This is a genomic window from Mycobacterium sp. IDUB_36 (assembly GCF_055419225.1).
The window spans coordinates 196403-218443 of the sequence record NZ_JBVAXH010000001.1; the positions used below are offsets into that span (position 1 = coordinate 196403).

The following is a 22041-nucleotide window of genomic DNA, read 5'->3' on the forward strand; positions in this document are numbered from 1 at the left end:
CGACGATGACGGATCGTAAGGCTCGCTGCGGATGGTTCGGGGTGCTCGCGACCACCGGCGCCGCTCTGCTTCCGCTGACTATGACGCCCGCGATCGCCCACAGCGACGACACGACGTTGCCGTTCGTGGTCATGGGCGGCACCGGCATGCCGTTGCCGGACGACGACTGGGTCGCGACGGTGCAGAGCCTCTTTTTCCCGTCGACAGCCCTCTTCGACGGGCAGCCGATATTTCCCGACGCCGTGCCACAGGCCCTGTACACCCCGCAGGAGTTCTATCCGCTGAACATCGATGACCTGACGCTGAATGATTCGGTGTCTCAGGGGCTCAGCAACCTGAACACCGCACTCCAGCCATATATCGACGCCGGCACGCCAGTGGGAGTCTTCGGTTACTCCCAGAGCGCGATCATCGCGTCCCTGGAGATGGAGCAACTGGCGGCGCAGGGTGTACCCAGCTCGGATGTCAACTTCGTGTTGATCGGTGACCTGATGAATCCCAATGGCGGGCTCTTCGAGCGTTTCGCCGGCTTGGAGCTGCCCAGCCTGGGTATCGACTTCTCCGGCGCGACACCCTCTGACGACTTCGCCACCACGATCTACACGATGGAGTACGACACCTGGGCGGACTTCCCGCGCTATCCCTTGAACCTGCTCTCCGTCCTGAACGCGTTCATGAGCGAAACCCATTTCGACTACGACACCCTCACCCCCGACCAAGTCGCACAAGCGATTCCGTTGGACACGACGGGGGGGCTGACCGACTACTACATCATCCCGGTCGACGATCTCCCGTTGCTGGATCCACTGCGCGAGGTACCGATCATCGGCAACCCGCTGGCCGACCTGCTGCAGCCGAATCTCACCGCATTGGTGAACCTGGGCTACGGAGACCCGGAATTCGGTTGGTCGACCGCTCCGGCGAACGAGGCCACCGAATTCGGGCTGCTGCCGAGCCTGGCCGACTTCGAAAAGCTTCCCGGGTTGTTGATCACCGGAACGCAGACCGGAATCGACGATTTCATCGGAGATTTCACCGGCACCGGCCCGAATCCGGTGTCGTGGTCTCTCGATTCGCTGTTCGATGGTCTGACGGATACCTCGTCGATGACGTCGAGCACGGCCTTCGATCCAGAGGCGATGCTGTCGGCGCTGGCCACCATGCTGGACGACCCCGCGGCGCTGGCGGCCATGTCCGATGACATCGCTGACGCGTTGTCCGACATCGGCAGCACCTTGTCCGCTGCGTACGACGCCACCGAGGACATTCTGCAGGCGGCGTTCATCAGCCTGCCCGAATACAACCTCAATCTGATCCTGGACAATTTGGACAACCCGATCGAGGCGTTCGGGTTGCCGATCGCGGCCGATCTGGCGATCTATCCCCTGTTGGGCGGTTTCGCGCAGACGGTCTTCGACGACGCGGCTCAGTCGATCCTGGCCACGCTGACCGACTTGGTGCCGTCGCTGTGACCCGCCGGATGCCCGTCGTCGCCGCGGTGCCGAACTACAACATGGGAGAGCATTTACGTGAGCTCTTACCGCAACTCCTGGCTCAGCGCTACGAGCGGATCTTCGTTCTCGACGACGCCTCCACCGACGACAGTGTCGATGTCGTCCGCGAATTCGGCGACGACGTCGAACTGGTGCGCAGTCCGGAAAACCGTGGTGCAGGCGCCAATCGCAACCAGATCATCGACCGAGTCGGCGACGGAACGATGATCCATTTCATCGACGCCGACATGGAATTGAGAACGGCCGACACCCCGGCTGTGGCACGCGAAGTCGCCGGACGCTACCTCCGCCACGGCGTCGGCATGATCGGTGGTCTGGTCAGCCGCGCCGACGGCAGCCAGGAGTACTGCAATTTCGGTGCGGCATTCACCGTGTGGGGCAATTTCACCTCGAATGTGCCACGCCTGGTGGACCATTGGCGGCACAAGCCGCGGTTGGCCGGCACGGTCCAACGACTGGCGGGTCCGATCGCCCCGGGTTGGCCCCGGCTGCTGGACGATCCGAGTCCACGGGCCGCCTACTGGCTTCACGAAGGCAACCTGCTGGTCTACTCCGATGTTTTCAAGGGCGTGGGCGGCTACGACCCCGTGCTGCGTTCGCACGAGGCTCAAGACCTGGCAATTCGGTTGGACAACAGAGGCATCCATCGTCAGTTCGACCCCAGCATCCGGGTCGTCCATCACCACATCGACGTGCGGGGCAAGAACCGCCGGAAATGGGAAAGCAGCGCGACCCGTTATCTCATCCGCAAGCACGGGATCACCCGGTTCGTCATCGGCGGCCGGACACCGACCGGGTCGACGACGCTGGAGCGGACCGGATGAGCGCCCGCGGCAACGATGCGCTGGTCGCTTATCTGGGTTGGCAACGGATGGGCAACATCGGCGACGACGCGATCTACGACGCGGTGTGCTCACAGCTACCCGGCGCCACGGTGCTGGATCAGCCGCGTTTTCCCGGGGAACGACTGCGTTCCGCCGCAACAGGATTGAACCGTTCATTGCGACAGAGCATTCAGGTCGTCGGTGGTGGCACCCTCGTCGGTCGACGTCACTGGCGCCGCATGGTCACCCGCGGCCAGTCGCTTACCCGCAACAACGGCAGTTACGCGATCGGTGTCGGCGTCGAGGATCCTACTTTTGTCGGGCGGCGCAGCGGTTCCGGCAAAGGTGAGCTGAAACGTTGGGTGCCCTTGCTGTCTGAGTTCCGCACGGTGTCGGTGCGAGGCCCGCGCAGCGCCGAACTCTTGGCCGAGGCCGGCCTCGACGTCCGCGTCTCCGGCGACCCCGCCCTGCTGCTGCCCCGCCCCGACGTCACCGCCGAAGACGGTTTGATCGGACTGAATCTCGGCTTCGGCGACGATCTCTGGGGCCGCGACCCCGATGCGGTCGCGGTCCACATTGCGGGCGCCACGGCACATCTGGCGCAGCAGGGATATCGCTTTGTCGGAATTTTGATGAACCGCGCCGACCGGCGCTGGACCGAACACGCACTCACCGGCATCGACGCCCCCATAGTGCACCCCACCAGCGCCACCGCCGCAGCCCACGAACTCGCCCGCTGCTCACTGGCCATCGTCAGCCGACTCCACGCCGGAATCCTCGCCGCCCTATCCAGCACACCCGTCATATCCCTGGAATACCAACCCAAATGCCGAGACTTCGCCCTCTCCATCAACGACGAACGCTCACTCATCCGCACCGACACCCTCACCACCACCACCGTCATCGACCGCGTCCACCACACCCTCACCCACGCACCCCAGATCAGAACCACCACCGCCAACGCCGTCACCCACCTACGGCACAAACTCAGCGACGAATACGCCACCGTCGCAGACCAACTAGGCCTGCGGGCATCGACCAGTCAGCTATCGGAGGGGTCCTGAATGCTCGCGTTCATCACCACGCTGCGTCATCCACAGAATTCCGCGAATTACGGGCGGGTCGAGTCGCTGCTGCAGAACACCCTGGAATCGCTGACCCGGCAGTCATGCGACGACTACGTCGCCTTCGTCGTGGGCAATCGCAAGCCGTCGTTTGCCATGCCGCCGCGTGCGGTCTTCGTCGAGGTCGACTTTCCGCCTCCTTCGGAGTTGAAGGGTCCGCGGACCGGACCGGCGCCGGTCATCTGGGACAAGGGCACCAAGAACGCGATCGGCCTGATCGCGGCGCGCGACTGTCGACCCGAGTACGTGATGCCCATCGACGCCGACGATTTCGTGCACCGCGACCTGGCGGCGTTCGTCCACGACCGTCGGGGGCACGACGGATGGGTGGTGAAGCGCGGTTGGGTGTATTCGCGCGCCCGAAACGCCTACCGGCTGCGCCGGCGGTTCTTCCGGGTGTGCGGAACGTCGTTCATCATTCCTTTCGACGCCTATGAGGTCCCGGCCGGTCTGACCGTGTCGTCGACGCAACGCGACATCTTCGAGGCTTTCGGTGAGCGACTCGAGAAGATCCTCGAGCACGGGTACGCGTTCGACTATTGGCGCCAGCACGGTCGGACTCTCGAGCCGCTGCCGTTTCCGGGCGCGGTCTACCACATGGATACCGGTGAGAACCACTCCGGCAACCAGCTTTTCGGGCCCGCCCTGCCGTACCGGGATCACCTGTACCGCGACTTCGCGATACGGCCGTCGAGAACGCCGTCCGCCAGCCTGTGGGCGGCAATCGGGCCGGCTGCGCTCAAACCCGATCTCAGATTCCAGCTACCCATGTTCCTGCAGCCGAAGTCCTATCTGCAGGACTATTCACCACCCGGCGCCTCATCGGTCCGATCGCAATGACGGCGACGAACGGGCCCCTGGTGGCGTATCTGGGTTGGCAGCGGATGGGCAACATCGGCGACGACGCGATCTACGACGCGGTGTGCTCACAGCTGCCCGGTGCGACCGTGCTGGACATGCCGCGCTTCCCCAGGGAGCGACTGCGTGCCGCCGCCACCGGAATGAATCGACCGCTGCGCCAGAGCATTCAGGTCGTCGGTGGCGGAACACTTCTGGGGACCCGCTACTTTCGGCGACTGGTCACCCGCGCCCAGTCGCTCACCCGCAACAACGGCAGCTACGCCATCGGCGCCGGGGTCGAAGATCCTGCCTTCGACCGTCGCCAGAACGCTTCGGGCCACGGCGAGCTGAAACGTTGGGTGCCATTGCTGTCCGAGTTCTGCACGGTGTCGGTGCGCGGCCCGCGCAGCGCCGAACTCCTGGCCGAGGCCGGCCTCGACGTCCGCGTCTCCGGCGACCCCGCCCTGCTGCTGCCCCGCCCCGACGTCGCCGCCGAGGACGGTCTGATCGGACTGAACCTCGGATTCGGCGACGACGACCTGTGGGGCCAGGATCCGGTGACGGTGACCGAGCAGATCGCAGCCGCGGTGAACCACTTTGCATCCGAAGGCCATCGCTTTGTCGGGATCCTGATGAACCGCGCCGACCGGCGCTGGACCGAACACGCACTCGCCGGCATCGACGCCCCCATCGTGCACCCCACCAACGCCACCGCCGCAGCACACGAACTCGCCCGCTGCTCACTGGCCATCGTCAGCCGACTCCACGCCGGAATCCTCGCCGCCCTATCCAGCACACCCGTCATATCCCTGGAATATCAACCCAAATGCCGAGACTTCGCCCTCTCCATCAACGACGAACGCTCACTCATCCGCACCGACACACTCACCACCACCACCGTCATCGACCGCGTCCACCACACCCTCGCCCACGCACCCCACATCCGAACCACCACCCACAACGCCGTCACACACCTACGACACACACTCAGCGACGAATACGCCACCGTCGCACACCAACTAGGCCTGCGGGCACATCAACGTCATCCATGAGACACGAGCGAACGAGGTAGACGATGTCGAAAGTGATCACCGCGCTGCGGCAGAAGACCGATTACAGCCGCTGGGCCGACTCCCGCAATATCTTCGCCTCCTGGGAGTCCCGGAGCCAACGCGCTGCGGCGTTGGTGCCAGTGGACAGCCGTGTCATCGAATTCGGTGCGGGCAATCGGGTTTTCGAGCGGCACCTGGACCGGTCGTGCATCTACACCCCGTCCGACATCGTCGATCGTGGGCCGGGAACGATCGTCTGCGACCTCAATCTGCGACCACTTCCGGACCTCGGTTCCGACACCTACGACGTCGCGGTGCTGATGGGGGTGCTGGAATACATGCGCGACATGCCGACGATGCTCGACTGGCTGGCCGAGCTCGTTCCGAATCTCGTGCTGTCATATGCCTGCGCGCGCGGCGGTCGTTACTCGCCGCGTCGCGCCGCCGGGTCCGTCGGCCGCCTCAAAGCGGGGTGGCTGAACAGCTACTGCGAGGACGAGATTCGATCGCTGCTGGATCAACGTGGCTTTGTGCTCGTACACGAGGAAGGCTGGCAGAACCAAAGGCTTTTCGCGTTCTCACGACGCGGCTAGGCATCGAGGCGGGCGAAACGGTTCTGCTGGTACTGCTCCACGCAGGCCCGCCTCCTGACCTTGCCGCTGGTGGTCAGCGGGATCGAACCCGGCGACACCAGCACGAGGTCAGCGACGCTCAGTCCGTGCGACGTGGAAACAGCTGACGTGACGTTGTTTTTCACGCTGGTGATTTGTTCGACCGCGTCCTCGTGGGAGTGGATACCGTTCTTGAGTTCGGCGATGGCGACCAATTTCTCGGTGCCGTCGTCAGGCACCGCTATCGCGACACAACGGCCGCGGGTGATCACCTGGATCGTCGCCTCGATGTCATCGGGAGAATGGTTGCGGCCGTAGACGATCAAGAGATCCTTGATCCGGCCGATGATGAACAATTCGCGGTCGTCGAAGAATCCCAGGTCGCCGGTTCTCAGCCACGGCCCCGCCGGGGTGCCCGGAGCAGGCTCGGACAGCTGTGCGCCGAACGCGTACTCGGTCTCGTCGGGCTTACCCCAGTAGCCGGTGGCGACGTTGTCGCCGTGCACCCAGATTTCACCGATGGTCCCTGCCGGGCATTCGACCTTGCCGTCGGGGTCGACAATTCGGAGGACGGGCGAACGGGGCACTCCGTAGCTGACCAGCGCTGTGCCGTCTGAGCTTTCGCATCGCTCCGCGCGGCCGTCGGACAGGGCGGCGGAATCGAAGTGAACCACCCGCGGCTCGCCGGGCTCCCGGGTCACGATGTACACGGTCGCCTCCGCCATCCCGTACGAGGGGCGCAAGGCCGTCGCGGGAAAGTTGAACGGCGCGAACCGCTCGCTGAAACGTTTCAACGTCGCCGGTTGCACCCGTTCGCTGCCATTGATGATGCCGATGACACCACTGAGATCTCGGCCGGCCAGGTCCTCGTCGGTTGTCTTGCGCGCCGCCACCTCGAACGCGAAATTCGGCCCCGCCGAGAAGGTGTGCGGATAGTCGGCCAGCAGTTGCAACCACCGTGCGGGACGTGCCAGGAACGACACCGGACTGGTGAGCACCGCGTGGTGACCCGCCAGCAACGGTATACACACGCCGACCAGCAGGCCCATATCGTGATAGAACGGCAGCCACGAGACGAACGTGGTGCCCGGTGGCGAGATGCCGCCGGTGGCCGCGAAATAGTCCGCGAACATCTGCTCGAAATTGGCCATCAGATTTCGATAGGTGACTTCCACTCCAGCCGGCGCACGGGTCGACCCAGACGTGTATTGCAGATACGCGGTGTCGGTGCGCGTCTCGCGGCTAGGCCGAAATGTGCTCCGCGCGTTGACATCCACCAGGTCGACCTCGAGGAGAGACGGCGTCGGACCATCTTGCTGCGCGGCAAGGTAGTTCGACACCTCCGCCGCGACCGCAGATGTCGTCAGGACCACCGACGGAGCCGCGTCGAGCAGAACCGATTTCACCCGTTCGTCGACGGCACCACCCGAAGGAACCGAGAGCGGCACCGGAATGAGCCCGGCCAGCAGCGTCCCGAAGAACGCGTCGATGTAACTCAGCCCCTGGGGCGCCACGATGACGGCGCGGTCGCCGGTCGAGCCGTGCCGGCGTATTTCCTGCGCGACGTTCAGCGACCGTCGGTACAGCTGCGAATAGCTGATCGTCTCCGCGAAGCCGTCCCAATCCCGCTCGTAGTCAATGTAAGTGAACGCCTTCTCATTAGCCTGCAGGCTCGCACGCTCGCGCAGAACGCTGGGAATGGACGGTTCGGCCACCTTCCTCACCTTACCGGTGCAGGCTGCCGGCGCAATTGCAAATGCTCATGAAAAGCCTTGCGCCACACTGACTGACGTGTCAGTCAGTTATTCGGTGGATGCTGCCCGTCCGGAGGCCAGCTCTGCACATCGTCCTCGAGCGGCACCTGCAGGCTCTGCAGAATCGACGAGACCATCCGCCATGCGCCGATCGCGGTGACAAGCTCGACCAGCAGCGCGTGGTCGGCCCCGAACGCCTGTCGGCACGCCGCCCAACTCTGCTCGCTCACCACGCCGTCGCGCACCACGTCGTCGGTGGCAGCCAGCACCGCCTGCTCCGTCGAGCCGAATCCGGCATAGGACTGCCAATCCCGGACGCCGAGAAGATCGTCTGCGCTCACCCCGAGGCCCTGTGCAACCCGCCAGTGTTGCGCCCATTCGTATTCACAGGCCGTCAGCCAGCCGATCCGCATGATTGCCAGCTCGCGCAGGCGCGAATTCAGCCTGCCCTGCCACAGCATTCTCGCCAGCAGATCGTTGAGTCCGGACGCGAGTTTGGGATGGTTCAACAACACCTGAAAAATCGCGAGCTCGGCCATGTAGTCCGGAACGCTCGCTTCATCCGCCGCGGCTTTGGCCTCGTCCAGCGACAGACGGGGTACCCGGCCTTCCCGGTCGGCGGTCACGATCTCAGGTCGAACCGGTTAGCCGGCAACGGCTCCCGCTTCCCGGAACGGCGCACCGAAGTCGGTCACTCGCTCGAAACCGTCCCGGCGTGCCCTGGTCGCACCCAGTCGGCACAGTGCACTGGTCGCGACGAGCCCGGCGTGGTCGGCGAGTACGAACGGAGTCAGCAGCCGGTTGTGGACGAAGCCGATCGCCAGGCCATGATCCGGGTCGGCCCACCCGACGGAACCGCCGAGCCCGACGTGCCCGAAGCCCGGCACGACGTCGAGGGGCAGCCGGTGGTAGCCGAGGTGGAAGGCCAGCGGTATGACCAGGTTGCCGTCCGGCCGCAGATTGCGCCGTCCGTTCAACCCGGCCGCCACTTCCGGCGACAGGAACTGGGTCCCGCCGATCCGGCCGCCGTTGGCGATCGCGGCGTACATGCGTGCCAGTCCGCGCGCGGTGGCCACCCCGTTGGCCGCCGGTATCTCGGCGTCCAGCAGTGGAACGTCACCCTGGGCAACGGCTTTCACTCCCGGGAAGTACATCGAGCTGAAACCGGCGGCCTGCGGGATCGCGGCGATCATCGGCGCCACCGCGTTGAACACCGGATTCTGAAAAGCGCTCTGCGGCATGATGATCTGCGTGGCCTTGGTCGGGGCGCCGGCAGGTGGACGACCCAGATGCAGGCCGTCGGTGCCCAGCGGCTCGGCCAACTCGGTGCGGATCAATTCCCGCATGCCCTTACCGGTGACCGCGCGCGCCAGCCCCGACAGCAGCCACCCGTACGTCAGCGCGTGGTAGGCCGATTTACCGAACGAGTAACCCGGCCGCGCTGCTGCGAGCCGGCGCTCCATCAACTCGTGGTCCAGCAGGTCGGCCTTGGTTGCGCCGCGCAGCGCCGACAATCCGGCCTGGTGCCGCATCATCTGGCGAACGGTGATGTCGGCCTTCCCGTTGGCGCCGAACTCCGGCCAGTACTGGGCGACCGGGGCGTCATACTCGATCAACCCGCGGTCGACGAGTCGGTGAACGACGGTGGAGGCCATCCCCTTGGTCGCGGAGAACACCATGGTCGCCGAATCCGCGGTCCACGGGACCCGTCCGCGCCGATCCGCGTAGCCGGTCCAGACGTCGACGACGGGTTCTCCGTCCAGGTAGACCGCCAGCGCCCCGCCGCCGAATCGGCTGCCGTGGAACGTGCTGGCGAAGCTGCGCACCGCGCAGGCGAAATGAGGATCGGCTGCGCCACGAACTCCGCGCGGCAGCACAGAGCGGCGATTGCCCACTACTTCGAGGGTCATGGGATCAAACCTAGTTGGTTAACTCTACAAACGAAGTGGAATTCATCCATCCGTTATGGAAGCTAGCTCCAATATTTGCTGAGCGGCCAGGGCGGGGGTCAATTCGCCCGTCAAGACCCGGCGCTCCACCTCCGCCCGGGATTTGCGGACCGCGGGGTTCGACATCACCCGGTCCAGCACTGTGTCGCGGACCATCTGCCACGTCCAGTCCACCTGTTGGGCCCGGCGCCGCGCTTCGAAGTCGCCCGCCTCGGTGAGCGTGTCCCGATGCCGCTCGACGGTGTCCCACAACTCGTCCAACCCGGTGCCCTCCAGCGCACTCATCGTGAGCACCGGAGGGCGCCACAGGGTTTCGCGGGGATAGATCAACCGAATCGCGCCGGAGAGTTCACGGGCGGCTTTGCGTGCCTCGTTCAGGTGGTTACCGTCGGCTTTGTTCACCACCACGATGTCGGCGAGTTCGAGCACCCCCTTCTTGATGCCCTGCAGTTGATCGCCGGTGCGTGCCAGGGTCAGGAAGACGAAGGTGTCGACCATGTTGGACACTGCGACTTCGGATTGGCCGACACCGACGGTCTCCACCAGGATCACGTCGAACCCGGCCGCTTCCAGCAGCACGATGGTCTCCCTGGTCGCCTTGGCCACGCCGCCGAGCGTGCCCGATGTCGGCGACGGACGGATGTAGGCGTCGGGATGCGTTGCCAGCTGCGGCATTCGGGTTTTGTCTCCGAGGATCGATCCGCCGGTGCGGGTCGACGACGGGTCGACGGCCAGAACCGCGACGCGGTGGCCGCGGCCGATCAGATACATGCCGAGCGCTTCGATGGTGGTCGACTTGCCGACACCCGGGACTCCGGTGATGCCGACATGCAGGGCGTCACCGGCGGCCGGCATCAGCTGGAGTAACAGCTGCTGGGCCCGGTCGCGGTGGTCCGCTCGAGTCGACTCCACCAGGGTGATCGCCCGCGGGAGCGCCGACCGGTCGCCCTTGCGTACCGCCGCGGCGAGTTCGTCGATGCCGTCGCCGTTGTCAGTCGCCATGCGGCTAGAGGTCGTATCCGAGTCGCTCGGCCAGCTTGTGCAGCAGATCGATGGCGGCGTCGGCGATCACGGTGCCGGGCGGGAAGATCGCGGTGGCGCCCGCTTCGTACAACTCGTCGAAGTCGCCGGGCGGGATCACGCCGCCGACCACCACCATGATGTCGGAGCGCCCGACCTCGGCCAGCGCGTCGCGCAACGCGGGCACCAGCGTCAGGTGACCGGCCGCCAGCGACGACACACCGACCACGTGCACGTCGTTGTCGGCGGCCTGACGGGCCACCTCGTCCGGGGTGGAGAACAGCGAGCCGACGTCGACGTCGAATCCGATGTCGGCGAACGCCGTTGCGATCACCTTCTGTCCGCGGTCGTGGCCGTCCTGCCCCATTTTGGCCACCAGGATCCGTGGTCGCCGACCGTCGGCCTCGGCGAATTTCTCGACGAGTTCGGTTGCCGATGCCATGTTTTCGGCCTTTCCAGCTTCGTCGCGATAGACGCCGGCGATGGTTCGGATCTCGGCCTGGTGGCGGCCGTACACCCGCTCGAGCGCATCGGAGATCTCGCCGACCGTTGCCTTGGCGCGGGCGGCGTCGATCGCAAGCGCGAGCAGGTTGTTGCCGAGACCGTCTCCATCTCCCTTGCCGGCTCCGCCAGAGTGCGCCTCGGCGGCACGGGACAGCTCGGCCAGCGCCGCCTCGACCGCTGCCGGGTCCCGGTCGGCACGCAGCTGCTCGAGTTTGGCCAGCTGCTCGGAGCGCACCCGGCTGTTCTCGACCTTGAGGACCTCGACCTCCTGGTCCTCCTCGACCTGATACTTGTTGATCCCGATCACCGGTTGGATGCCGGAGTCGATGCGGGCCTGGGTGCGCGCCGCCGCTTCTTCGATGCGCAGCTTCGGAATGCCCTCGCTGATGGCCTGCGCCATCCCGCCGAGCTCGGTGACCTCGGCGATGTGGGCGCGAGCGCGCTCGGCGAGTTGGTAGGTCAGCCATTCGACGTAGTACGAGCCGGCCCAGGGGTCGATCGGCCGGGTGGTGCCGGATTCCTGCTGCAACAGCAGTTGGGTGTTGCGGGCGATGCGGGCCGAGAAGTCGGTCGGCAGGGCCAGCGCCTCGTCGAGTGCGTTGGTGTGCAACGACTGGGTGTGGCCCTGCGTGGCGGCCATCGCCTCGATACAGGTACGCGCGACGTTGTTGAACGCGTCCTGCGCGGTCAGCGACCACCCCGAGGTCTGCGAATGAGTGCGCAGCGACAGCGATTTCGCACTCTTCGGGTTGAACTGGGCGACCAGCTCACTCCAGAGCAGCCGGCCTGCCCGCAGCTTGGCGACCTCCATGAAGAAGTTCATCCCGATGCCCCAGAAGAAGGACAGCCTGGGCGCGAACTTGTCGATGTCGAGGTCGGCGTCCAGGCCGGCCTTGATGTAGTCGACACCGTCGGCGAGGGTGTACGCGAGCTCCAAATCCGCTGTGGCGCCGGCTTCTTGGATGTGGTAGCCGGAGATCGAAATCGAGTTGAACTTCGGCATCTTGGCGCTGGTGTAGGCGAAGATGTCGGAGATGATGCGCATCGACGGCTTGGGCGGATAGATGTAGGTGTTGCGCACCATGAACTCTTTGAGGATGTCGTTCTGGATGGTGCCGGCCAGCTTTTCCGGCGGCACCCCCTGCTCCTCGGCGGCCACTACGTACAGGGCCAGAATCGGGAGCACCGCGCCGTTCATGGTCATCGACACCGACACGGTCGACAGGTCGATGCCGTCGAACAACTGCCGCATGTCGAGGATCGAATCGATTGCGACGCCGGCCATTCCGACATCACCCTGAACCCGGGGATGATCGGAGTCGTAGCCGCGGTGGGTGGCGAGGTCGAACGCGACCGACAGGCCCTTCTGCCCGGCGGCCAGGTTGCGGCGATAGAACGCATTCGACTCCGCTGCCGTGGAGAATCCGGCGTATTGACGGATCGTCCAGGGCTGGTTGACGTACATCGTCGGATACGGACCACGCACGAACGGCGGCTCACCGGGGAAGGTGTGCAGCGGATAGCCGTCGGACTGCACGGCAGTGCGGTCCGCCGCGATGTAGACCGGCTTGACCTCGATGTCTTCCGGGGTGTGCCAGACCAGTTGGTCCGGTGTGTACCAATGGGCTTCGGCCGCGGCCGCGACATGTTCCTGCACAGCGTCATCGGTCGGCTGCGCGACGGCACGGTCGCTGCGCAGTGGCACCTCGGCGAAGCTGCCGACAGCCGGCGTCGTGGTCGTCATGATCGTCAGGCCCCCAACCGGTCGAGAAGGTTCGAAAGAGCTTCTATTGCATTGATTTTCGCCGTCAAGAACTCGTCGGGCTGTCGATCGGCCTCGGCCACCGCTTCCTTCGGACCGGCCAGGCACACGTGCGGCACCCCGGCGCTGCGGGCCGCCTCGACGACAGCGGAGGCCTCGGCGCCGTACCGGCTGTCGGTACCGCAGATCACCGCGGCCACCGGGGCTCCGGCGTCGGCGACCACCTCGGCAACCCGGCCGGCGTCGACGGTTCCCGGGTTGATTGCTTCGATGCCACCCGACGCCAACAGGTTCGACGCGAAAGTGGTCCGAATATTGTGTTCGGCAAGCGGTCCGAGCGGCAGCAACAGAACTCGAGGACGCGAACCGTTACCGGCCAGATAGGCGTCGGAGCGGTCACGCAGTGCCTCGAACTCGGCCGCGTAGCGGATCAGCTTGCCGGCGGCGAGCGGCGAATACGACGAATCACTATGCGGCAGGCCGGGTTCAGTCAGGTTCGGGTACTCGTTGACCCCGGTGATCGCGGTCTTGCGATGGGCGACGTCGTCGGCGCGCCGGGCAGCGATCTCCGCGATCTGTTCGGCGATGTAGTCGCGCGCATCGACGAATCCGCCCTGCTGCTCCACGGCTTGGAAGCTCTGCCAAGCCTGGTTGGCCAGCTGGTCGGTGAGGTCCTCGACGAACCACGAGCCGCCGGCGGGGTCCAGGATCCGGCCGACGTGCGACTCCTCGAGCAGTAGCAGCTGAATGTTGCGAGCCATCCTGCGCGCGAAACTTGTTGCCATGCCTGGAAATCCACCGTCGATTGCGACGTCGAAGGGAAACACCAGAACAGTGTCGGCGCCACCGACCCCGGCGCCGAAGGCGGCCAGCGTGGTTCGCAGCATGTTCACCCAGGGATCACGCTGGGTCATCATCGGCAGCGAGGTCTCGGCGTGCACCACCGCACCGCCTCTGTCCGGTTCGCCGACCACTTCGGCCACCCGCGCCCACAGCCGGCGCAGCGCCCTGACTTTGGCGATCGTCAGGAATTGATCGTCGTCGGCGGCCAACCGAAAACTGATCTGCGCGAGCGCCTTGGCCACCGGCAGGCCGGACTCGGTGAGCACCCGCAGGTAGGACACCGCCGCGGCGATGCTGCCGGCCAGCTCCCAGGTCGCATTCGCTCCGAGATTGTGAAACGCCGGGCCGTCGACGGTGATCGCGCGTACTCCGTGGTCGTCGGCGACGGTGGTGGCAATGCTGATGACCTGCTCGATCGCCGGGGCGGGCCGGTCGCTCAGTGGCGCGGTGAGCGGATCGGCCCCCAGGTCGACCGACAGGATCGCGCGCTGGTCGTCCTCGACCCGGCTCACCAGCTCCAGTAGCACTTCCGAAGCGGCCTGGTAGTCGGCGCCGGCGTCGAGAATCACCGGCGCCATGCTCAGGTAGACGCCGTCGAACACCGTCCGCAGCTGCTCCGGCGCGACACCCGACTCCCCCACCCGTACCAGGAGTGCGCTGACGCCCTCGGCGAGAGCGGCCAGCACCGCGGAGTTGACGTCGTCGGCGGCCACGCCGGCAACTCGATTCGCCGGAATGGCCTCGGCGACTTTCCAGCCGGACTTGACGTCGCGCAAGGCGTCGGCCCCGCGCAGGAAGGGCCACTCTCCGGGTAGCGGCGGCTCGGGCAGCTCGTCGAGCGCGGTGTAGAGGGCCCGGATCGCAACGGCCTCGTACGTCGGGGTTTCGAGCATCTGCTCCGGCTCGGGCCCGAGTTCGTCGGCGTCACGTCGAGTGCTTTTGGCGAGGACTCCGGCCACCGCGGTACGCCAGCGGGCGCGGGCCTGTGTGAGGTCGGCAGGCTCGGCGGACACATCGACTGACACCGGCGGCTCCTTGTCCAGCACGTGACATCCCGACGCTGGTCTGTCACCCGACCACCAGGCTAAATGATGCCCAATAGTGTCGAGGCACACACTGAGGCGACGGCACCTGACGAGCCATGACGCCCGCCCAGGTGAGGAGTACCTTACTAAGGTAGACCGGCTAACGTTAGGGCGATCATGCGTACTCGACCGCAGAGCGCACGCGATCAATCGGACTCGGTGACCGTGCTCGCGCAACTGGCGCCCGGAACGCGGGCGATCGTGCTCGGGACAGTCGCGCAGGCCAATCCGCTTATCGCAAACCGCCTCGGGCAGTTGGGCTTTCGCGCGAACGCAAGCGTGGACGTCATCCGTCGGGCACCGCTCGGCGACCCGACGATCTACCGGATCCATGACACCGAGCTGTGCTTGCGCCGTCGCGAGGCTCAGCTCATCGAGGTATCCCCCGACGTGGACCGATGACGGCCTGTCACGACGTCGAAGGGTCGGCGGTCGCCGTCGCCGGCGTGCGGCGGGTGGCCTTGGTCGGCAGTCCGAATGCGGGCAAGACCAGTGTGTTCAACCACCTGACCGGGTTACGCGCCAAGACCGGCAACTATCCGGGTGTCACGGTCGGCCGCAGTGTCGGCACCACCAGCGCCGGAGGCGTCGCTGTCGCCGTCGAGGACCTGCCCGGCACCTACAGCCTCGACCCGATCAGTCCCGACGAGCAGGTGGTGACCGACCTGCTGGCTGGTCGATACCCGGGCATCGACCCACCCGACGCGCTGGTGCTGGTTGCCGATGTCACCACGCTTCGCCGGTCGATACTGCTGATCGGCCAGGTGCTCCGACTGGATCTGCCGTGCCTGCTGGTGCTGACAATGGGCGACGAGTTGGCCGCTCGCGGCGGCCGGATCGACACCGACGCCCTGGCGACGGCGCTGGGCATCCCGGTATCCGGGGTGGTCGCCCATCACGGTTCGGGCATCGACGACCTGCGGATGCGGCTGGGGGCGTTCGAGCAGTGGTCACGTCCGCCGGTCCTGCCCCCCGCCGAGCCGGCGGAGATCGACGCCTGGGGCCAGTCCGTCCTCGACGCGGCCGTTTACGCGGCCCCGCAGCCAGATCGACGCACCCAGCGGATCGACCGGGTGCTGCTGCATCCGCTGTGGGGCACGATCACGTTTTTCGCGGTGATGTTCTACTTCTTCCAGGTCCTGTTCACCGCCGCGGCGCCTTTGCGGGACGGCATCGGCAGCGCCCTGACCTGGCTCGGCGGGCAGGTCTCCGATCACGTCGGTAATCCCGTTCTGCGCGGGTTGCTCAGCCAGGGCCTGATCGGCGGAGTCGGAACCGTGCTGCAGTTCATTCCGCAGATCGTGTTGCTGTTCTGCCTGCTCGCCTTCCTGGAGAGCGTCGGTTACATGTCGCGCGCGGCGTTCCTGATGGACCGGGTGATGGCCAGAACCGGATTGGAGGGCCGCGCCTTCGTCGCGATGCTCTCGTCGTTCGCCTGCGCGATCCCGGGCATCATGGCGACCCGGACGCTACCGTCGTCGCGCGACCGGATCGCCACGATCGTCACCGCACCACTGATGACGTGCTCGGCCCGGCTACCGGTCTACACGCTGCTGGTCGGCCTGTTGGTGGCGCCGCAGACCCATTGGTGGGGGCTCAGCGCGCAGGGCGTCACGATGTTCCTGCTGTATCTCGGCGGCGGCTTGTCGGCGCTGGTGGCCGCCCTGGTGGTCAAATCCACGATCCTGCGCGGCGATCTGCTGCCCTTCACCATGGAGCTGCCGCCCTACCGGCTTCCGTCACCGCAGGCGATGCTGGCCGCGATGTGGAGCGCGGCCCGGGTGTTCCTGCGCAAAGCCGGCACCATCATCCTGGCCACCTCGCTGGTGCTGTGGGCCCTGCTCAACCTGCCGGTCCGCGAAGCACAGACCCGAGGCATGGAGGCTACCGAAGCGACCGCCTACGTGATGAATCACAGCTACGCCGCCGGCCTGGGTCGCGCTGTGGCACCGGTGTTCTCACCGTTGGGCTTCGACTGGCGCACCGATATCGCGCTGGTCGGCTCGTTGTCGGCGCGCGAGGTGTTCGTCTCGACGCTGGGCCAGGTGGCGGCGGCGACGGACCCCGATTCCCCGAAGCAGGCGCTGGCCACCATGACCGACGATCACGGCGGGCGAATCTTCACCGCCCCCACCGTGATCGCGTTGATGGTCTACTTCATGTTCGCCCTGCAGTGCATGTCGACGATCGCCGTGATGCGCCGGGAGACCAACACCTGGCGCTGGCCGGCCTTTGCGTTCAGTTACATGTTCGTTCTGGCCTGGGTGATGGCATTCGCCGCGCGCTCGATCGCGCTGGGGTTGGGCGCATGATCCCGATTCATGCCACCGCCACCGCCGACCCGCAGCGGCTGCGCTGGGTGGTCGCCGCTGACCGGTTGGGGGCTCGAGGCACCGTGCAACAGGCGCCGGGACGTCTCGGCATGCTGCTCGACGACGGCGTGATCGACGAAATCGAGGTGCGCTCAACCGATGTGCTGATCACCCTGCACCCCGACAGGGGCTGGCGAGAATGGGGCGACGACGTCCGCTCGGCGTTGTCGCAGGCCCTGCAGGATCCGGCCGGCTGGCACGTCGAAGCGACCGACGAGGCCGCCGCTCTCGCGGCACTCGCCGCCGAACTGCTCGCCGGACCGATCGGGGCGCTGGCCGAATCGCATGGCGGCTCGATCGAACTGCTGTCGGTCGACGGTGACACGGTCAACGTCCGGTTGTCCGGAGCTTGTCACGGTTGTCCCGCGGCCGCCGGCACCTTGCACGACAAGTTGCAGCGCGAGCTGAGGGCGCGGTCCGGCCGAGACGTCTCGGTACACAGTGAAAACGATTCGGCGGCAATGCCATTGGGCCGGAAGTTGCTGTCGCTGTTCGTCCGCTGACGTAGTGGACCGTAGGCTGCACCCTGTGACGAGCGACCGAATCGTCGACACGCTGCGCCCGCTGGGCTCCGCGGTGGCTGCCGCCGCTCGTCAGGTGTCCCGGCGCCGCCTGGTGCTGACGGCCGTGGTGGTCGTCGCTCTGGTCGCAACCGCGCTACTCGTGCGATTGCCGACGGCCGTGCAGTTGCGGGACTGGTCGACGTCGATGGGCGCGTGGCTGCCGCTGGCTTTTCTGGCCGCTCACATCGTGGTGACCGTGCTGCCGTTCCCCCGGACGGCGTTCACCCTGGCCGCCGGATTGCTGTTCGGTCCGCTGCTCGGGGTCACGCTGGCGGTCGCGGCCAGCACGGTCAGCGCGCTGATCGCGCTGGCCCTGGTCCGGGCGGCCGGCTGGCAACTGAACCGGCTGGTGCGCCATGACGCGGTCGACCGACTCGATGCCCGGCTGCGCGAGCGTGGTTGGGTCGCGGTGGTGTCGCTGCGGTTGATTCCCGCGGTGCCGTTCGCGCCGCTGAATTACGCGGTCGGCGCGTCCGGGGTACGGGTGCTGCCGTACACCCTCGCCACCCTGGCCGGCCTGCTACCCGGCACCACAGCGGTGGTGATTCTCGGCGACGCGCTCACCGGCCACGTCAGCCCGCTGCTGTTTCTGGTGTCGCTGTGCACGGGTCTGGTCGGGCTCGCGTTGTTCGGCTACGAAATCCGGCAGTTCCGCCGCCACCATCGCCCCGCGGCGGCCGGCACCGACGACGCGACTGCGCTGCGCCGATAACGCCCCGCGCGCGTTGCGGCGCGCGCACCGATTCCTCTATAGACTGAAAAACTGAAGCACTTTGGTTGCGGTGACGGGTTTACCCGTCTGAGAGGCAACGGCCATGAACGTCAAGCACTTGGCTCCGACGGCGGCGGCGATCGCCGCGACGCTGATCCTTGGCATCGGCGTCGCCAATGCCGCGCCGGCCGACCCCGCACCGGACCCGACCGCGCCCACAGCCCCACACAAAGCCAAGAAATGTTGGCCCTACCCCCGCGTCGGGCCGGGTAGCGGCCGCGGTAGTGCCGGAATCCCGAACTATCCACCGCCCTGCCCGCCCGGCACGCCGCACTAGCGTAAGTCCGGCGCGCACAGGGTTCGGGCGTTGAATCCGGCGGCGAATCCCACTTTGCTTGTCTCTCAGTGCTTTACCGTGGGGGCTTCCGGCAGGGAGGGCGCCGGCTAGTCGCGGCCCTCCACCAATTCGCGTGCCTCTTCCTCGGTTTCGACCGTGGGTGGCGATCCGGGCAACCGCTTGCCGGCGACCTCGGGGGTGAACGCCAGCGTGACGAAGCCGACCACCCCGGCGACGATCAACATGTACGCCGGCACCATCTGGTTTCCGGTGCCGGACACCAACGCCTGCGCGATCAGTGGAGTGGTTCCGCCGAACGCCGATATCGAGACGTTGTAGGAGATCGCCAGCGCGCCGTTGCGGACGTTGGTCGGGAACAGCGCCGGCATCGTGGCGGGCGATGTGCTGTCGAAGCACAGTTCCATCAGACCGAGCAGCAGCACACCCAGGAACACCAGCAGAAGGCCGGCGCCCTCGCGGATGAGCAGGAACGCCGGGATGGACGCGACGATCAACAGCACGCACCCCGTCCGCATGATCGGCTTGACTCCGATCCGGTCGGACAGCGAGGCCACCGGGACCAGCAGAATCGCCAGGATCGTCAGCGTCAGGGTGATCATCGTCAATCCGGACGTGTGGCTGATGTGAACGAACACCTTGAGGTAGGTCGGCAGGTATCCGGTGAGCATGTAGTCGGCGGCGTTCGAGGTGTACACCAGGGCCGCACAGATCAGCATCGGCTTCCACTGTTCGGCGATCGTGCGCCGGTATTGTCCGGAGTCGCCGTCGGACGCCGTGTGCGCTGTCTCACCCTGAAATGACGGCGACTCCTCCAGTCGTGTCCGCATGAATATCGCGACCAGACCGAGCGGCGCGCTCAGCAGCAGCGGTACGCGCCACCCCCACGTCAGCATGTCGTGGTTCGACAGCGTGGTTTGCAGCCCGGTGACGACCAGACCGGCCGCCACGAACCCGGCCAGGTTGCCCAGCGGCAGAAACCCGACCACCATGCCGCGTTTGCGGTCAGGAGCCTGTTCGACGATGTAGGTCATCGCCCCGACATACTCGCCGCCGGTAGACAGGCCCTGGAACACCCGAGCGACGACCAGCAGGATCGGCGCCCAGATCCCGATGGTGCTGTACCCCGGCAGCAGGCCGGTTCCGGTGGTGCCGATCGTCATCAGGACGATCGTGATCACCAGGACCCTCTTGCGCCCGATGCGGTCGCCGACCGGGCCGAAGATCAGCCCGCCGATCGGCCGCACGACGAACGCCGCTGCCAGGGTGCTGAAGGTGGCCAGCAGGTGGACGGCGCTGACGCTGTTACCCGGGTAGAAGACCTGCGCGATCACCGTGGCGATGTAGCCGTAGACCCCGAAGTCGTACCACTCCATGAAGTTGCCGATCGAGGCGCCTTTGAGCGACTGGCGCATCATCTCGGGGTCGGTGACCTGGATTTGCTCGCGGGTCCATCTGCGCCGGCGCCGACCCAGACCGGTCCGCCGGCGTGGTGTGTTCATCGGCAGGCCAGGTACCCATTACATACCGTTTTCAAAGCTCATGGTGACTCAGGCCGACGGCGGGGCCGACCGGCGGCCGGGGTATCTGGGCCCCGAAGAGCGGTCCTCAGCTGGCAGAACCCGGTGTCGTCGCCGGTCCGCTACTCCGGGCTCGGACCCTTTGCGGTCAGGACGGCGTAGAGCGCCAGGAAAGAGGCGGCCGGAAGGGTGTTCACGATTCGATCGCGAACGCGAACATGCGCGGCCACCGCGAGCACGAAATACAGCGTCAGCATCGCCGTGGTCAGCCGGGCCAACGCCGGCGCTCGGCTCGCGGAGAGCAACCCGACCGCCGACGCCGCTTTCGCAGTGGGGAGCACCCAGCGGATGTCCTGCGGAACGCCAAGCGAATCAAGGCTTTTCGTGATCGGCGCGACCGGAATCGCGCACGCGACCGCGTCCCCGGCCTGCAGTGCGGCCAGCCCGGCGTAGGTTTTCGGCGACGTCAGAGCGCTCACGTCACTGCTCCAACTGGTGGTGCCGCGGTTGTGCCAGCACCTCGTCGACCGGTTTGCGCGCGTCGGCTTCCGCCTTGGCCACCGCCTGAACCAGTGCCGGATCGGTCTCCGTGGAGAACCAGTCGGCGACATCGCTGTCATCCTCCGGTGCGGCCGGGGTGTCGTCGACCGGTGACGGCGCGAAGCGGAACACGCCGTCGTCGCCGGGGGCGCCGAGCGACTTGTAGAAGCCCTGTAGTGCCGTCCCGAAGTCGGTGGGCACCACCCACACCTTGTTCGCGCTGCCCTCGGCCACCTTGGGCAGCGTCTGCAAGTACTGGTAGGCGAGCATTTCCGGCGTTGGCCGGCCGGCCCGGATGGCCGCGAATGTCTTTTCGATCGCTTTCGCCTGGCCCTGGGCCTGCAGGTAGGCCGCGGCGCGCTCACCCTGCGCCCGCAGCATCCGGGACTGGCGGTCGGCCTCGGCAGCCAGAATCGCGGCCTGCTTGGCACCCTCGGCGGCCAGGATCTGGGACTGCTTCTCACCCTCGGCCTGGGTGATCGACGCCTGGCGCATACCCTCGGCGGTCAAGATCACCGCGCGCTTTTCGCGGTCGGCCTTCATCTGCTTCTCCATCGAGGCCTGGATCGACGGAGGCGGATCGATGCTGCGCAGCTCCACCCGCGCCACCCGCAGGCCCCAGCGTCCGGTGGCTTCGTCCAGCACGCCGCGCAGCTGGCCGTTGATCTGGTCGCGCGAGGTCAGCGTCTGCTCCAGCGTCATGCCGCCGACCACGTTGCGCAGGGTGGTGGTGGTCAGTTGCTCGACACCGACGATGTAGTTGCTGATCTCGTAGACCGCGGCCTGCGGATTGGTCACCTGGAAGTAGACGACGGTGTCGATGTTCAGCGTCAGGTTGTCCTCGGTGATCACCGGCTGCGGCGGGAACGACACCACCCGCTCACGCAGGTCGATCCGCGCGCGGATGCGGTCGATGAAAGGCACCAGCAAGGTCAATTGCCCGCTGACGGTTTTGCTGTAGCGGCCCAACCGTTCCACCACCGCGGCCTCGGCCTGCGGAATCAGTGCCACGGACTTGGCCACCACGATGATGGCGAAGACCACCAACACGGCGAACAAGAACAGCCCGGCAGTTGCACCTTGCATCAGATCTCCTA

20 protein-coding genes are annotated in these 22041 nt (G+C 66.4%); 11 read left to right on the top strand and 9 right to left on the bottom strand.

Annotated features, from left to right (window positions below; translation table 11 throughout):
* Positions 1–5 precede the first annotated feature (5 nt).
* From ACZYW1_RS00835 to ACZYW1_RS00860, 6 genes are read left to right on the top strand one after another with little or no spacing between them, the layout of a single operon-like run.
* The gene (locus tag ACZYW1_RS00835) at positions 6–1472 is read left to right on the top strand and encodes a PE-PPE domain-containing protein (protein WP_463782471.1); all 1467 of its coding nucleotides are present in this window, start codon (positions 6–8) and stop codon (positions 1470–1472) included.
* Positions 1469–2338, top strand: coding sequence for a glycosyltransferase (locus tag ACZYW1_RS00840; RefSeq protein WP_463782473.1), 870 nt, complete (start codon positions 1469–1471; stop codon positions 2336–2338). The genes ACZYW1_RS00835 and ACZYW1_RS00840 overlap by 4 nt, the downstream gene beginning before the upstream one ends.
* Positions 2335–3402 carry a polysaccharide pyruvyl transferase family protein gene (locus tag ACZYW1_RS00845; RefSeq protein ID WP_463782475.1) on the top strand — a complete coding sequence of 356 codons (1068 nt, stop codon included), beginning with the start codon at positions 2335–2337 and terminating at the stop codon, positions 3400–3402. The genes ACZYW1_RS00840 and ACZYW1_RS00845 overlap by 4 nt, the downstream gene beginning before the upstream one ends.
* A complete protein-coding gene (locus ACZYW1_RS00850; protein WP_463782476.1) occupies positions 3403–4302 on the top strand; it encodes a glycosyltransferase family A protein in 900 nt (299 codons plus the stop codon).
* Positions 4299–5354 carry a polysaccharide pyruvyl transferase family protein gene (locus tag ACZYW1_RS00855; protein ID WP_463782478.1) on the top strand — a complete coding sequence of 352 codons (1056 nt, stop codon included), beginning with the start codon at positions 4299–4301 and terminating at the stop codon, positions 5352–5354. Before ACZYW1_RS00850 ends, ACZYW1_RS00855 begins: the two co-directional genes overlap by 4 nt.
* Before the next feature lie 23 nt (positions 5355–5377).
* The gene (locus ACZYW1_RS00860) at positions 5378–5947 is read left to right on the top strand and encodes a class I SAM-dependent methyltransferase (protein WP_463782480.1); all 570 of its coding nucleotides are present in this window, start codon (positions 5378–5380) and stop codon (positions 5945–5947) included.
* On the opposite strand, the gene ACZYW1_RS00865 is transcribed toward ACZYW1_RS00860, so the two are convergent.
* From ACZYW1_RS00865 to mutA, 6 genes are all read right to left on the bottom strand, one after another.
* Entirely contained in the window at positions 5944–7680 is a 1737-nt protein-coding gene (locus ACZYW1_RS00865) for an AMP-binding protein (RefSeq protein ID WP_463782481.1), read from the bottom strand. The two genes, ACZYW1_RS00860 and ACZYW1_RS00865, sit on opposite strands and share 4 nt — an antisense overlap.
* 83 nt (positions 7681–7763) lie before the next feature.
* Complete coding sequence (locus ACZYW1_RS00870) at positions 7764–8345, bottom strand: carboxymuconolactone decarboxylase family protein (protein ID WP_463782483.1); 582 nt, start codon at positions 8343–8345, stop codon at positions 7764–7766.
* 18 nt (positions 8346–8363) lie between these two features.
* Positions 8364–9629, bottom strand: coding sequence for an esterase/beta-lactamase LipL (gene lipL, locus ACZYW1_RS00875; protein ID WP_463782485.1), 1266 nt, complete (start codon positions 9627–9629; stop codon positions 8364–8366).
* A 42-nt stretch (positions 9630–9671) separates the two neighbouring features.
* The gene (gene meaB / locus ACZYW1_RS00880; protein WP_463782486.1) at positions 9672–10670 is read right to left on the bottom strand and encodes a methylmalonyl Co-A mutase-associated GTPase MeaB; all 999 of its coding nucleotides are present in this window, start codon (positions 10668–10670) and stop codon (positions 9672–9674) included.
* 4 nt (positions 10671–10674) lie between these two features.
* The gene (gene scpA / locus ACZYW1_RS00885; protein ID WP_463782487.1) at positions 10675–12936 is read right to left on the bottom strand and encodes a methylmalonyl-CoA mutase; all 2262 of its coding nucleotides are present in this window, start codon (positions 12934–12936) and stop codon (positions 10675–10677) included.
* Between the two features lie 5 nt (positions 12937–12941).
* The gene (gene mutA, locus ACZYW1_RS00890) at positions 12942–14822 is read right to left on the bottom strand and encodes a methylmalonyl-CoA mutase small subunit (protein WP_463782489.1); all 1881 of its coding nucleotides are present in this window, start codon (positions 14820–14822) and stop codon (positions 12942–12944) included.
* Positions 14823–14999: 177 nt separating this feature from the next.
* Here mutA and ACZYW1_RS00895 point away from each other — a divergent pair, with 177 nt between their 5' ends.
* The 5 genes from ACZYW1_RS00895 (at position 15000) to ACZYW1_RS00915 (ending at position 18866) form a co-directional block, all read left to right on the top strand.
* Positions 15000–15284: a FeoA family protein gene (locus tag ACZYW1_RS00895; RefSeq protein WP_463782491.1), complete on the top strand. Its 285-nt coding sequence runs from the start codon at positions 15000–15002 to the stop codon at positions 15282–15284.
* The gene (gene feoB / locus ACZYW1_RS00900) at positions 15281–17194 is read left to right on the top strand and encodes a ferrous iron transporter B (protein ID WP_463782493.1); all 1914 of its coding nucleotides are present in this window, start codon (positions 15281–15283) and stop codon (positions 17192–17194) included. Before ACZYW1_RS00895 ends, feoB begins: the two co-directional genes overlap by 4 nt.
* On the top strand, positions 17191–17757 hold the full coding sequence (locus ACZYW1_RS00905) for a NifU family protein (protein WP_463782495.1): 567 nt from the start codon (positions 17191–17193) through the stop codon (positions 17755–17757). The genes feoB and ACZYW1_RS00905 overlap by 4 nt, the downstream gene beginning before the upstream one ends.
* A 25-nt stretch (positions 17758–17782) precedes the next feature.
* Positions 17783–18529: a TVP38/TMEM64 family protein gene (locus ACZYW1_RS00910; RefSeq protein WP_463782496.1), complete on the top strand. Its 747-nt coding sequence runs from the start codon at positions 17783–17785 to the stop codon at positions 18527–18529.
* 103 nt (positions 18530–18632) lie between these two features.
* On the top strand, positions 18633–18866 hold the full coding sequence (locus tag ACZYW1_RS00915; RefSeq protein WP_463782498.1) for a hypothetical protein: 234 nt from the start codon (positions 18633–18635) through the stop codon (positions 18864–18866).
* A 107-nt stretch (positions 18867–18973) separates the two neighbouring features.
* Here the strand turns inward: ACZYW1_RS00915 and ACZYW1_RS00920 are convergent, their stop codons facing one another.
* From ACZYW1_RS00920 to ACZYW1_RS00930, 3 genes are all read right to left on the bottom strand, one after another.
* Entirely contained in the window at positions 18974–20299 is a 1326-nt protein-coding gene (locus ACZYW1_RS00920; RefSeq protein WP_463787620.1) for an MFS transporter, read from the bottom strand.
* 227 nt (positions 20300–20526) lie between these two features.
* Entirely contained in the window at positions 20527–20883 is a 357-nt protein-coding gene (locus ACZYW1_RS00925; RefSeq protein ID WP_292976105.1) for a DoxX family protein, read from the bottom strand.
* 1 nt (position 20884) lies between these two features.
* Positions 20885–22030 (bottom strand): SPFH domain-containing protein, encoded by a 1146-nt coding sequence (locus ACZYW1_RS00930; RefSeq protein ID WP_463782500.1) that lies wholly within the window; start codon positions 22028–22030, stop codon positions 20885–20887.
* Positions 22031–22041: the final 11 nt, after the last annotated feature.